This is a genomic window from Nitrincola sp., assembly GCF_048264025.1.
Lineage (GTDB): Bacteria > Pseudomonadota > Gammaproteobacteria > Pseudomonadales > Balneatricaceae > Nitrincola.
Genome location: NZ_JBLXDN010000037.1, coordinates 23,902 through 35,318, shown reverse-complemented (window position 1 = coordinate 35,318; position 11,417 = coordinate 23,902). Strand labels below are relative to the sequence as shown.

Genomic DNA, 11,417 nt, shown 5'->3' with positions numbered 1-11,417 from the left:
GATTTGCCGTATTCACTGGCGAACTCTAAGGCAGTTTGAGAAAGCTGTTTAAGCGCTTCATCAGTTACGCCCAGTGATTTCACTTCACCGATTTTCCGATCCATCTCAATAGCTGGCATCAAAGCGTTTTGAATAGCAAAACCTGCCGCGACCAAACCTGCACCACCTGTCGCCATGTCTTGCAGGCCGCTTTTGCCTGTATCCATAGCGCTGTGCATTTCTTTCGAAATGCCTTGCAGTGGTTTGGTGACCTGATCAATCAGGCCTATAGTCATCAGCAGTTTTTCATTCATTTCTTAAACAGCCTTGAGATTGCAGTCATGATGGCGATTTCTTCACGTTTCTTTATGTGCTCATCCAGCCAAAGAGCGCGGGCTAGGCTTTGCGGTTCGTCATCCTCATTTGGGAGGAAGTACCGCCGCAACGTGAGCGCTTGTTCCAGTCCGTTCTGGTCAATGCGCTCTACCCGCTCTTTTAGTTTTTTAGCGTAATGGTGATGCCACCTTTCGATTTGTTATGAACGATTTGATGCAGTTCAGTAACCAAACCCGGCACGGTATTCAACAATTCGACTAACGCATCTTTTTGGTCTTTATCGACGGTGCGCTCTAAGTAGGTACGTGCAGGCTCTACTTTGTTATCCAATGACATACCGTTCATGTAGTTATTGGCATCGGCTACGGTCGGAGTGAATTTAAAGTCAATGCCTGCAATGGTTAGCTCTACAGGTTTGTTCGTGAATGCTGGTTTAGTGCTCATGGTGTTTCTCTCTCTGGTTGTTCGTGCTTTGCACGCCATTTCAAATAGTCTTCAATTTGGTTGTCGCACTCTGTCAGTGCGGTTTTTAACTTGGGAATGTCTTCGCTGACCACTTCCGGCCATGTGCCTTTCACTTGTGGTTTAAAGCACGGTACTAACATTCCTGCAGGTGGCAGTTTTACGATCACCTGCGTTGCAACGGTTTCAGTAGGGTTCGCGCAAGCGGTCAGTAACAGAGCTAGGGATAAAACACTGAACATTTGCCAGTTCTGCTTTAAGTGCTGCCATGTCTGCATTGAGTTTTCCCTCTGCGGCTATGTGTTCCCGTTGTCTCTGAACTAACAGGTTGTTGGCCTGTTCGCTTTCACCCTTTAAAAATTCAATGGTGGTTAAGTTGGTTTTGTTATCCGCTTTGGCTTTGGTGAGTTGGTCACTCAGTGCTTTTTGCTCTAATTGGCTAGCATCAAGCTTTAACCACAACACCCAAACAGTGAACAACAGCGCCGCCAGTGCGCCCCACTTAATCCACTTCCATGCAGCGAGCATATTCATGCCCTCGCCTTGTCACTAAGCCTGCCAATTTCTTACCGCCGCCATACACCCAGTAAGGCAATTCATTACAGGCGGCTTGGTAATTCCCTTGCAGTGCATAGCGGTAAATTCGTGTTGATGAACGGTCAGCGTTTCGCATAAACCGATCACACCCAGTGTTAAAGGCAAAGGAGGTCAGCGCATCGAACTGCCCTTGTGTCATGGGCTTATTGGCCGCAGCTTCCACTTTGCTAATACACTGTTCGGCTTGTTGTAAGTTCTTCACCCAATCAATGGCGACTTGTTCAAGCGTCACCACTTGGTCAGGAACATCAACGGTGTTACCAATGCCATTGGTGACTAAACCAGCCGGACAGGTGTATGGATTTAACTGACAACCTTCTGCGTTGCCTGTAATTCCCAACCCTTTAGGGCTGATGCGCAGCTCACCTAGGTTTTGCTGCTGAATGACGACTTCACCCACTGGCTGAGTTAACTGCTCGCCATAAAGTGCAGCGCCACCTGTGACCAAACCGATCACGGCTGCAACGCTGCAAATTATTCGTTTAGCCATCTTCATTGATATAAATCCCTTTCTCTTTGGCGATGTTCTGCATCGCTCGTTTGTGCCAAATGTTTGCAGCCAAAGCAGCTAAACCGATAACGATAGAAACCCACTGCTCAATGGTTAACATGCCCAAGAAAAAGCCTGCACCGGACATGAGATAAACAATGTAATTGGTGATTTTGTCGTACCACTCGTTCACTCTTCACTCCCGTTCTGCCTGACAAGCGGTGCAGTATTGGCACCCCTCTATTACGTCTCTGCGACCTTGTGGGATTTCTTCCCCACATTCCAAGCAGTGTGTTTGGCTTTCGGTGTTGGCAGAGGGCTTTGCCCCTGCCAAGTGGTTAGCCATAGCCATTTGCTGGAATTTGGTTTCCGTCGCGCTTGCATCATCACAAAAGTCCATTGCGCCCCTTAATTAATCAGACCGCGTGTATCTTCTTTCGATAGATACGGCACACCGTTGATATTCACGAACAGCGGACTGGTGACGAAACCTTTCAGTTTGCGAGTGGTTTTGTCGGAACTTTCTGGATCAATATTCAAGATATCTGCAAGTACGAACTTGACGCCAAACAGTTCCACTTTGTCTTCGTCTTCACCGTTATCGGCGTAGAACATCATGTCGTCTGGCTTGATGCCTCGATAGCTACCTGCTTTCTTGGCAGCGGTATGGACTTTCTTAAACTGTTTTAGGTCAAGTTCGACTTCAACATCACAAGCCACTTTGCCATCTGTGTAGCCATCGGTTACTCCACGAGTAAACGCTGCTGCTGATTCATCGTTAATGGTTGCTGTAGCGCTTTTGACGTGAACAAATTCACCAAACAGCGTGGTATCAAAGCTGCGACCTGAGAAACGGCTCATGATGTAGCTCCTTGTTTAATGGAAATAGCGATGGTGATTTTGACCGGACACTCATAAGGCTGAACGCTCATGTAGATTTCTACATCGGTGCTATTCACCCATTTGATGTCGATGTCTTCATCTTCCGGCGGATAGATTTCACCTGGCACACCTGTTAACGCCATTTCGCGCAAGTCTTTAGTGAAGTAAAGCTTCGCTGCTGCGGTGCTGGATGGCGTTGAGTTAAAGGTGCGGTCAGCGATTCGAGCAATACCGCGAATTCGCACTTTACGCGCGGCTTTCATCGCAACACGAATATGACGAATGTCTTGATAGTCACCGCCTGCGACATCAAGCGTGCTGCCCGTTGTCCAGTACTGCCCTGCGTAATCTGGGTACCACATCGGCACTGAAAGTCGGTTTGAGTTCAGTAGCTTCAGCGTTGCAAGTTCTAACGCTTTGCCGTCCTTATCGGTCATCAACTCGGTACTACCAAGAACGCTACCCGTTTGCACACGCGCAGGTGAATCCGCCAGTGATACTTCTTGGTTTGCTAAACGCCCTGCGTACTTGCCGAGCGTATCTCCATCCTTGTGAACGTTTGCCACAACAGAGACATATTCGCTTGCAATACCATTCACCAGTGCAACGGTCGCGGCTTGCCATTCTTCCCATGTTTGACCTTGGTCTGGGTCGTTGTTGATGATTGGCAGTTGGCACAGTGCGCCCACTTCACGCCCTAATGAGCTTTTCAGTGTGGTACGAAGTGCAATTGCAGCCTCGATAATGGCTTTGTCGGCATCAAAACCAAGTACGAAGAACTCAAAGCTGGACGTTTCATTCGCTAGTTTGATGGCATCTTGCCAGTTATCGGCTTCATCTAGGATCATCACGCCAGCCGTCCATTCGCTCTTGCCGTTTAACTGAGCGGCTTGAACAATGGCTAAACCTTCCGCGCTTGCGCCTGTGAGTTTGTCTTCTAGGTCGGTTGTTGAATCAACGACGATGAGGTTACGGGTTGTGCCTTCCACTACGCCATGAATGACATATAGGAAGTGGTATTCCACGCCTGCAATCGGGCCGTTCATCAGGTTTAAGATTTTGATAATAACGGTAGGCCATGCCATGTTATTTGCTCCTGTTTCGCTTGAGTTCCCGTTTAATCATCATTGCCAGCCGCTTAGGGCTCACTCCGATCAATCGGCGTTCTGGTCTTCCCACTTCCCAATCACGAGCTGGCGTTTTGTTTTCCAGTTCCTGAATGGTTTTTGCCGCTTCACCCACTGTCATGTTTTCTTTAATCCATGCCAGCGTTGGCTTTTTGCCTCGCTTTTGTCGCCCTTGAGGCTTCAAGCGAAAATCGAGATCACGCAGTGCACGCGCTTGTTCTTTGGTTGCTGGGTCTGTCTGCTTAGGTTCTTTGTCTTTCTTCGCCTGTCGCTTACGGGCAGATAAACCGCTTTTTTGTGCTAATCCATGTTGATGCTCATAGGCCACTTTGCCTCGGGCACTCGGCCAACCAACATAGAGAGTTCTGTTACTGTCGCGCTGAAAGTGCTTGAGCTTTTGGGTAAACCCTCTAAGCATTTTCTTGCGACCTTTCTTGCGCCTTGACCATTGGCGACCATCGGGGTCACGTTGCGCTCGAATGTTCTTACGGGTAGTTTTGGCTATCTGAGTACCGATTCGCTTGAGCATCTTCTGGCGTGTTTTCTTATCCAGATTCAACAGAGCCAGTTGCTCTTTCAGCCTCAGATAACTGCGTTCATCCGCTTCAATCTTCAGCATTTTTGATCACCACATCACGCAGGTTCTCAGCCACCCAGATTTCGTACTCTTCAATCTTCCACTGCTTACCGCGCCAGTAGATGTTGCCGCTTTCGTCTTCCACCACTTTGATAGGCTCTTCAAAGACGATTTGAATCAGCACTTCGGCGTTCTGTTCGTCTTCCACAACCACTTCAACTTCTGGGTCTTTCAGTTCGCCTAGCTGTTCTTCGCGGTCTTGGTCGTTATCCATCAACCATGCAGCCACATTGGCAAACAACACCGCAGGGTCGTATTTCTTGAACGGCAATCGGTCGATAAGAAATTCAGCCGTATAACGTTGGTAAGCGATATCCATCCCGCGCCCCATATTGCGAGGCGAAAGAATCAGCTCGATATTGCCCATCTCTGCATCGAGCTTTTGCGCGATTTGCTTACCTACGCACTGTTCGATAAACGTGCGTAAAGCCTGCATTTTGTAACCAACGCGATAGCTCATATCAGCTCCACCGTTGCGCGACCTTTGCCAAGCATGTTGCGGACAATGCGCTCGCTCTCAGCCAGTAATTCGTTTTTGGTTTCCAATGACCTTTCAGCTAAATGGTCACCCTCTTTCTTTTGGTGCACGGTGGCGAAATCAGGTAACAGGTCAGCTTTCGCTCTTGCAAACACTGCACTTTGGTACTGGATTACAATGTGGTTTTTGCCGCCGATTTTCGGGAGTGCTTCAATGTCTTCCGCTTTGGCAATACCTTGTGTTTGGTACCCAGATTTCAGCTTGGTTAGCTGCTTATTTACTGAGGCAATGGCGTTCACAACAGCAAAGGCGATTCGGTCATCATCTTGCGCGGCAGGCGTGCCACGTAGGCGTTCAAAATCACCGGCATTCACATCAGGCCAGAAGCCATCGTTTGTGATCACGGTGTCTTGATAACTGTCATCTTTGCCGTTGAACATGCATTACCCTTTTAAATAGGTGCGCTCTAGCCACTGGGTCGACGGTATAGCAATTAACCACGCAGGTTATTGCAACCTCGCCAGCCGAGCGCGGCGGCGTAGGAGTCGTTACAATCGACCGTCTTGAATAGCGCGAATACGCTGTTCAATATCGTTAATCTTGGTTTTTACACCGATTTTTTCGTGCTTTTCTTTGGCTTTGTTCAGCAAGTCTTTTGCTTTTTCCAGAATTTCAATGTCACCGACCTGGCTTGGTTGCGGTTCATTTTTGTCATTTAGCAAGAGAGAATAACCAGCGAACTTGTACCACTTAGCTTCTAACTGCTCTGGTAACTTCCAGACAGTGGCGATTTTTTCCAGAACCTGAGAGAAGTACGGTTCAACAGAAAGTCCATTCCCTTGCTGTGCTTCTGCCCATTCAAGAACGGCGTCAGCACAGACAACAGCCCAACTTTCACGTTTGAAGTTTTCAGGGGTAGGCAAGTTCAATTCAATCGCTTTGAATAACCAATTCACCGCAGTTTCTAAGTCACCCACATCAAACAACCAGATAATCAAATCAGTGAAAATCGGGTTCTGGTAGCTTTCACCTGCTTCTAAGTAGGCTTCAGCTACTGGCTTGTATTTCGGGATGAGTACATCACGCTTGTGGTTGACCTTCTCAGCTCTTTGAACCAACTCTTTTAACTTGAGTTTGTCCTGTTCGAATTCGACCAAGCGAATGTGTAAGCTGTCGACGGTTGCAGCGGTGGCGACTTGCGCCACTGCTGTACTGCCTAACGAAGCTGCTGCGAGTAAAGCTGCTCTTTGACGAGCGATTGGACTAGCCATGAATTACCCCTTAACCCGCTACTGGTTCAACTACTGTCACTGTTTCTACAGCAGCGAACTTATCCATATTGCCGACCGCATAACCTTCCATACGGATGTGGTTATTTTCGAAACGAAGTTTGTCTTCGTTATTTTGCTGACGACGCCATTGAGTACCTTCCTGAGTCAGGATTTGCAGGTTTTTGGTTGTCGTTACCCAAATGCTGTTTGATGGGAAAAACGAAGGCGTATAGGCTTTGCGACCCGCAATTGTCTTAGCCAATGACTGAGCAGCTTTGTGCTCGCTAGGAACATTGGCAGATTCTAGTAAACGGTGTTGCTCTGCGGCCACTAAGTTATGACCAACCAACACCACCAAATCAGGGTCTTCACGATGCTGTGGCGCAATGGTTGTGTTGATAAGGTCTTGAACCAATGAATCTAGATTCTTGTACGAGTTCTCGGCGGCACCCGTTGCATCAAGATTAAGTGCAGCAATAACTTGGGCGTCTTTCTTCTCTTTAACAATGGTTAGCCAACCTTTGTTAACGTCTTGACCCAATGGGTTAGCTACTGGGTCAGTCACAACTGCAACTGACGTACCATTGAAACCAATGCGCAGCATATCCAATGCAAAGCGACGTGAAACCGCACCTTTCATGAGTTTCATCCACTCATCTTTTGAGCCAGAATTCGCCCATTGAGTCATGGTTTCCCATTTGATGTGAGCACCAGAATCGGTTTTCACCAATGTGTAGGTGTTGCCGTCTTGTCCGACTTCAACACTGAAGCGTTCAGCAGCACGACCTGTTGATAAACCATCGTCACCAACATCGACCACTTGACCTGTAATTTGTTGAACTGGTAGCAAAGCGATCATGCTTAGGAAAGCATCTGACTGCATAATTGCCTGACGGAGTTTTGTCTCCATCGGAGGTGTTAAGTTGAACTGCAATGCTCCTAGCTGAGCACCTGCATTTTCAACCACTTGGTTGCTATACGTTAAAAGACACGATGCAGCTAATGCGCTCATCTTAAACATTAGATCACCTCCACGGTGGTTGTGCCGCCAGTTTCAGCAGGACCCTGATCATCAGGACCTTGTTGTTTTAACTGGTTGAATTGTGTTGCTAACTCATCTTGCTTAGTGGCCATGCCTTTAAGCTGTTCAGTTAGTTGGCTGAATTGCTCTGCCGAGATGCCAGTTTCCTGACCGCCAGAGGTTTTTCCTTCCGGTGTGTCTTCACCGCCTGCTTCAGGTTTTTGCTGAGTGGAGAAAGTGTTGAACTTCTCTTCTAGCTCACCCTGCTTAGTACTGATGCCACCAATAGCGGTCATCACTTGATTGAACTGTTCTTGGTTCATTGGTTCTTCGTCCTCTGGCTGAGAATCAGTTGGTTCTTGTGGCTGTTCACCACCTGTAAAAAAGGCTTTGCAGTATGAAAAGAATTTGTCTGAGAGTGAGAAACAGTCGGACAGGTCGATTTCTTCTAGTCCGTCTGCTTCAAAGGAGACTTCTACTCCATTACCGCGAGAGAATTTGAGTTGCGTTGTACCTGTGGATGCTGGGGAGTCAGTCACAGCTAGACCCTCTAAATAGCAACGCCCCTCTCCCTTGTAATCGGGATTTGGTTCAATAGAGGTAAAGAGCTTCTGGCCGTCTTTGTTTGCATCCATCAAATATTGGTTTGGCGTAATTTTGGCAAACAGACGTAGCTTGTCGTCTTTTACTTCCGCTTTGAGTTCTTCAACCACACCCCAGTTCTTACCTTCAAATGGTGCCCAAGAACTGCGGTAGTGTTCCGGCCAAATGAGGGCTGTGTATTCGTCTTTTGAATACAGTGCTGCCATGTCGTTTATCCACGACTTAGTAATTTTGCGCCCGTCTACGGTGCTTCCTTCTGTGGCAACGATGACCCAATCACTGGTTTTCGACATGGTTTAAGGCTCTCACTTAATGCGGTTTTCTATTGATTTGTGGCAACCATACGCCGATAAAAAAGACCTTTCAGCCACTTGTGTTCGGGTGAATTCGGATAGAGCGAAAAACGGAATTTTCAGGAATTTTAGTAGGCGAATCAGTGTGTTTTGAGGGCGTATGATTCAGGCATGGCATATTCAGACGAAATAAAAGAGGCGGCGAAAAAACTATACCTTCGCGGCGTGCCTCCTAAAGACATTGCAACCCAACTAAAAATTAGTGGCTCACGTGTTATCTATAACTGGGCTGATAGTTTTGGTTGGGCACTTTTGCTTGATGAGCTTTCAGTAGAGCAAATGATAAATAAGCGTTTGGCAGTTCTTATCGATAAAGACGAGAAAAGCGATCAGCAGCTCAAAGAAATGAACCAGCTTATCGAACAGCAGGTTAAGCTTCGAAGAGCCGATGCGGAAATCAAAGCCAAGCTTGAACGAGCTTCATCAACACAAGATCGAAGTGGTCATCACCAAAGCAATGAACGAGGTGATGGTAAAAAGCGGGGCAGAAAAAAGAAAAACGATATAAGTGAGCTAACTGAAGATGATTTCAAACGTTGGCATGACTCGCTGTATGCCTTTCAACACACAATGCGCGAAAATCTTCATCAACGTATTCGCAATATTCTTAAGTCTCGTCAAATTGGTGCTACTTATTACTTCAGCGGCGAAGCTTTCGAAGATGCCGTTCTTAACGGTCGAGACAAAATTTTCTTATCAGCATCACGTTCTCAAGCAGAAGTTTTTCGCACTTATATCATTCGCATAGCCAAAGAGTTTTTTGATATAGAGCTGACTGGTAACCCGATCACCCTGTCTAATGGTGCAACCCTTCGCTTTTTATCTACAAACGGTAAAACAGCTCAGTCCTATAGCGGCGACCTCTATACAGATGAATATTTCTGGATTGGAAAATTCGATGAAGTTAAGAAGGTTTCCAGAGGTATAGCGACCCACAAACACTGGCGCTTAACCTATTTCTCTACTCCTTCTTCCAAGACTCATCAAGCATATAAGTTCTGGACTGGAGACGAGTGGAAGGAAGATAGACCTACCCGTAAAAATATTGAGTTTCCGACTTTCAATGAACTGCGTGATGGTGGTCGAGTATGCCCAGATAAACAATGGCGTTATGTCATTACTATGCCTGATGCCGTTAAATTGGGATTTGACCTTGTTGACCTTGATGAGTTACGAGAAGAAAACAGCGAACGAGATTTCAAGAACTTATTCATGTGTGAATTTGTTGACGGTGCCAGCTCGATATTCGAGTTCAGCAAAATTCAAAAATGCATGGTTGATTCTGGCATTTGGCAGGACTTCAAAGCTAACGATGCGCGACCATTTGGCAGCCGTGAAGTGTGGCTGGGCTACGACCCTTCACGCTCTCGCGATAACGCAGTGCTTATGGTGGTTGCACCGCCCATTGTGGCGGCTGAGAAATTCCGAGTGCTTGAGAAACATTCCTGGCGCGGTTTGAGCTTTACTCACCAGGCTGCGGAAATCAGCAAAGTGTTTGAACGCTTTAACGTGACTTACTTGGGGATTGATATCACCGGCATAGGTGCAGGTGTTTATGACTTACTGCATAACAAGCACCCACGGGAAACGGTCGCCATTCATTATTCCAACGAAAACAAAAACCGCTTAGTGATGAAGATGATTGATGTAATAGACGGTGGACGCTTGCAGTTTGATGCAGGCATGAAAGAAACCGCAATGTCATTCATGGCGATCAAACGAATACCAACCAACAGCGGCAATATGATGACCTTTAAAGCTGACCGCAGCGAAGTGGTTGGCCATGCCGATGACTTCTGGGCATTATCCCACGCTCTCATTAATGAGCCTTTAGACCACGCAACCAAACGAAAATCAACATGGGCGTTAGCAGCATGACAGAACAACTTGTACAAACAGAAACCGAAGAAACGAGTAACAAATCGGTCTATAGCTTTGACTCTCACGCAGAGCCTGTTGATTCCAATAGTTGGATGACTCGCTATTGTGAACTGGCTTATAACGATGCTGACGATTACTGGGAGCCGCCTATTTCACTCAAAGGCTTGGCAGACATTGCCAACGCCAACGGCTATCACGGTTCACTATTGAAAGCTCGCGCCAACTATGTGGCTGGCCGTTTTATTCAGGGTGGAAATCTTCCCATGTTTAAGATGAACAATTTCGCGTGGGACTATTTTGGTTTAGGAATGGCGGCGTTCGTGAAGATTCGTAATTACTTAAAGCAAGTGATTGCTCTTGAGCCCTTGCCGATGGTGCACATGCGTAAACGCAAAAACGGGGATTTCGCCCAACTGCTGCCAGAATATCAGCAAAAAAATTTCAAAAAGAATGATGTGATATTTGTTCCCCAGTATGACCCACAACAACAGGTGTATGGGTTACCTGATTACTTAGGCAGTATTCAAAGCAGCTTATTGAATACTGATGCTACCTTGTTCCGTCGTCGCTACTACTTAAACGGTGCACACATGGGATTTATTTTCTATGCGACTGACCCGAACCTGAGTGAAGACGACGAAGAAGCACTGAAAGAGAAGATCGCCAGTTCTAAAGGTATTGGTAATTTCCGCAGTATGTTCGTAAACATTCCAAACGGTGCCGAAAAAGGGATTCAATTGATTCCTGTTGGTGACATTGCCACTAAGGATGAGTTTGAGCGTATCAAGAATATTACCGCGCAGGATATTTTTGTCGGTCACCGTTTCCCAGCAGGTATGGGCGGCATGATTCCAATGCAGGGAGCAAACACACCAGACCCCATAAAAGTGAGCAGTGTCTATGACCGCTACGAAGTGATTCCGGTGTGTAAGCGCTTTGCAGATGCGATCAACAGTGACCCGGAGATTCCGAAGTCACTGCATTTGAAGTTTGATATAGAGTTAACTGACAGTCAGTAACTTCTTAACCGATTCATACCCATGTTTAGGCATGGGTTTGCTTTCTTTAAGGTACTCAAATATTAACCTTGGGTGAACGATTCCTCTTTCATGACCAATGAAGAGATCATATGTTTCTTCAATTCGCTTCAAGTTCACAGCAGCAATACTTGAGTCAAACGGTGACATCATCCACCGCAATTCTTCTATTTCATCTGGTGTAGCCATTTCCATAATCTTGTTACCTTGAAATCAATTCAAACTGTACAAAAACACAGCTAGTTGACGTATGATTAGTAAGT

17 protein-coding genes and 1 pseudogene are annotated in these 11,417 nt (G+C 46.6%); 2 read left to right on the top strand and 16 right to left on the bottom strand.

Going from position 1 to position 11,417, the window contains the following annotated elements; genetic code table 11:
• The 15 genes and pseudogenes from ACN0R1_RS18015 to ACN0R1_RS17945 form a co-directional block, all read right to left on the bottom strand.
• Nucleotides 1-293: pseudogene (locus ACN0R1_RS18015) on the bottom strand (phage tail tape measure protein); the annotation flags it as partial.
• A complete protein-coding gene (locus tag ACN0R1_RS18010; RefSeq protein WP_417585370.1) occupies nt 290-424 on the bottom strand; it encodes a DUF6890 family protein in 135 nt (44 codons plus the stop codon). The pseudogene ACN0R1_RS18015 and the gene ACN0R1_RS18010, both read right to left, overlap by 4 nt.
• 50 nt (nt 425-474) lie before the next feature.
• On the bottom strand, nt 475-759 hold the full coding sequence (locus tag ACN0R1_RS18005; protein ID WP_417585368.1) for a putative phage tail assembly chaperone: 285 nt from the start codon (nt 757-759) through the stop codon (nt 475-477).
• A gap of 204 nt (nt 760-963) precedes the next feature.
• Nucleotides 964-1,311: a hypothetical protein gene (locus tag ACN0R1_RS18000; RefSeq protein WP_417585366.1), complete on the bottom strand. Its 348-nt coding sequence runs from the start codon at nt 1,309-1,311 to the stop codon at nt 964-966.
• Nucleotides 1,280-1,870 carry a lysozyme gene (locus ACN0R1_RS17995; RefSeq protein ID WP_417585364.1) on the bottom strand — a complete coding sequence of 197 codons (591 nt, stop codon included), beginning with the start codon at nt 1,868-1,870 and terminating at the stop codon, nt 1,280-1,282. Before ACN0R1_RS17995 ends, ACN0R1_RS18000 begins: the two co-directional genes overlap by 32 nt.
• Nucleotides 1,857-2,057, bottom strand: a complete 201-nt coding sequence (locus ACN0R1_RS17990) for a hypothetical protein (protein WP_417585362.1) — start codon at nt 2,055-2,057, stop codon at nt 1,857-1,859. The genes ACN0R1_RS17995 and ACN0R1_RS17990 overlap by 14 nt, the downstream gene beginning before the upstream one ends.
• Before the next feature lie 3 nt (nt 2,058-2,060).
• Entirely contained in the window at nt 2,061-2,210 is a 150-nt protein-coding gene (locus ACN0R1_RS17985) for a TraR/DksA C4-type zinc finger protein (protein ID WP_417585360.1), read from the bottom strand.
• A 62-nt stretch (nt 2,211-2,272) separates the two neighbouring features.
• On the bottom strand, nt 2,273-2,725 hold the full coding sequence (locus ACN0R1_RS17980) for a phage protein (protein ID WP_417585358.1): 453 nt from the start codon (nt 2,723-2,725) through the stop codon (nt 2,273-2,275).
• A complete protein-coding gene (locus ACN0R1_RS17975; RefSeq protein WP_417585356.1) occupies nt 2,722-3,831 on the bottom strand; it encodes a DUF2586 domain-containing protein in 1,110 nt (369 codons plus the stop codon). Before ACN0R1_RS17975 ends, ACN0R1_RS17980 begins: the two co-directional genes overlap by 4 nt.
• Nucleotide 3,832: 1 nt before the next feature.
• Nucleotides 3,833-4,492: a phage virion morphogenesis protein gene (locus tag ACN0R1_RS17970; protein ID WP_417585354.1), complete on the bottom strand. Its 660-nt coding sequence runs from the start codon at nt 4,490-4,492 to the stop codon at nt 3,833-3,835.
• A complete protein-coding gene (locus ACN0R1_RS17965) occupies nt 4,479-4,970 on the bottom strand; it encodes a phage tail protein (protein ID WP_417585352.1) in 492 nt (163 codons plus the stop codon). The genes ACN0R1_RS17970 and ACN0R1_RS17965 overlap by 14 nt, the downstream gene beginning before the upstream one ends.
• Nucleotides 4,967-5,428 carry a head completion/stabilization protein gene (locus ACN0R1_RS17960; RefSeq protein WP_417585350.1) on the bottom strand — a complete coding sequence of 154 codons (462 nt, stop codon included), beginning with the start codon at nt 5,426-5,428 and terminating at the stop codon, nt 4,967-4,969. The genes ACN0R1_RS17965 and ACN0R1_RS17960 overlap by 4 nt, the downstream gene beginning before the upstream one ends.
• Before the next feature lie 108 nt (nt 5,429-5,536).
• On the bottom strand, nt 5,537-6,259 hold the full coding sequence (gene gpM, locus ACN0R1_RS17955; RefSeq protein ID WP_417585348.1) for a phage terminase small subunit: 723 nt from the start codon (nt 6,257-6,259) through the stop codon (nt 5,537-5,539).
• 10 nt (nt 6,260-6,269) lie between these two features.
• The gene (locus ACN0R1_RS17950) at nt 6,270-7,280 is read right to left on the bottom strand and encodes a phage major capsid protein, P2 family (RefSeq protein WP_417585346.1); all 1,011 of its coding nucleotides are present in this window, start codon (nt 7,278-7,280) and stop codon (nt 6,270-6,272) included.
• Nucleotides 7,280-8,176 carry a GPO family capsid scaffolding protein gene (locus ACN0R1_RS17945; protein ID WP_417585344.1) on the bottom strand — a complete coding sequence of 299 codons (897 nt, stop codon included), beginning with the start codon at nt 8,174-8,176 and terminating at the stop codon, nt 7,280-7,282. Before ACN0R1_RS17945 ends, ACN0R1_RS17950 begins: the two co-directional genes overlap by 1 nt.
• A 171-nt stretch (nt 8,177-8,347) precedes the next feature.
• On the opposite strand from ACN0R1_RS17945, the gene ACN0R1_RS17940 reads away from it, so the two are divergent.
• On the top strand, nt 8,348-10,114 hold the full coding sequence (locus ACN0R1_RS17940) for a terminase large subunit domain-containing protein (protein ID WP_417585342.1): 1,767 nt from the start codon (nt 8,348-8,350) through the stop codon (nt 10,112-10,114).
• The gene (locus ACN0R1_RS17935; protein ID WP_417585340.1) at nt 10,111-11,136 is read left to right on the top strand and encodes a phage portal protein; all 1,026 of its coding nucleotides are present in this window, start codon (nt 10,111-10,113) and stop codon (nt 11,134-11,136) included. Before ACN0R1_RS17940 ends, ACN0R1_RS17935 begins: the two co-directional genes overlap by 4 nt.
• On the opposite strand, the gene ACN0R1_RS17930 is transcribed toward ACN0R1_RS17935, so the two are convergent.
• On the bottom strand, nt 11,119-11,349 hold the full coding sequence (locus ACN0R1_RS17930; protein WP_417585338.1) for a hypothetical protein: 231 nt from the start codon (nt 11,347-11,349) through the stop codon (nt 11,119-11,121). The two genes, ACN0R1_RS17935 and ACN0R1_RS17930, sit on opposite strands and share 18 nt — an antisense overlap.
• Nucleotides 11,350-11,417 lie beyond the last annotated feature (68 nt).